The following is a 639-nucleotide window of genomic DNA, read 5'->3' as shown; positions in this document are numbered from 1 at the left end:
ACTTTTTGGTGATCAGCGTAGCGCCTGCCGGAGTGGTGACGGTGGTGGTGAGTCCGTCCTCGCTATACCCCGTTCGGGTGATGCGTCCCAGCATGTCCGTGGAAGAAATCACCCGTCCCAGATCGTCGTACTCTGTACTCTCCACCGTGGTCATGGCCCCTATGTCGCGGCGCGTGGCAATCGTCCTTCCCGCCGCATCATAGCTGTAGGAAGTAATTGTTTCTGGAGTTGTTTCCGTTGCGGAGCGGATGGTTTCCGCCAGCTGCTTGGCCGAGTTATAGCCGTAGCTGGTGGTGATGCCGTCTTCGTCGGTTTCCCTCAACGGCCCGCAGCACATCCACTCAGTCGTGCTGAAGCGGCCGTTGCCCTTCGTCGTCTTGACGAGCCTCTGTTCGTCATCATATTCATAGTCCTCCGAGGCAATCAGCGACCAGCCTTCTCCAGTGTGAACGTATTGTTCTTTCCTAGCGGTGGTGCCGTTTTCAGCAATGTACTCTACGTTCCTGGTGCTTTGTCCGGGAACGATGCTTCCGCTGGCCTGCACGGTCTCCGTCACCTGGTGAATGGCCCCGTATTCCGCGGCTGCTTCATAATTATAAACGGTTTGCATACCGTCAATACCCTGGCTCATCTTCCTCT

The 639-nt window shown here is 56.5% G+C and carries 1 pseudogene; it reads right to left on the bottom strand.

What is annotated here, in order from left to right:
- Positions 1–631: pseudogene (locus HHJ06_RS11690) on the bottom strand (RHS repeat-associated core domain-containing protein); the annotation flags it as partial.
- Positions 632–639 lie beyond the last annotated feature (8 nt).

This window comes from Akkermansia muciniphila (assembly GCF_018709685.1).
Classification (GTDB): Bacteria; Verrucomicrobiota; Verrucomicrobiia; order Verrucomicrobiales; family Akkermansiaceae; genus Akkermansia; species Akkermansia muciniphila_E.
The sequence above is the reverse complement of the archived record's forward strand: the minus strand, read 5'-3'. Positions and strand labels throughout refer to the sequence as shown.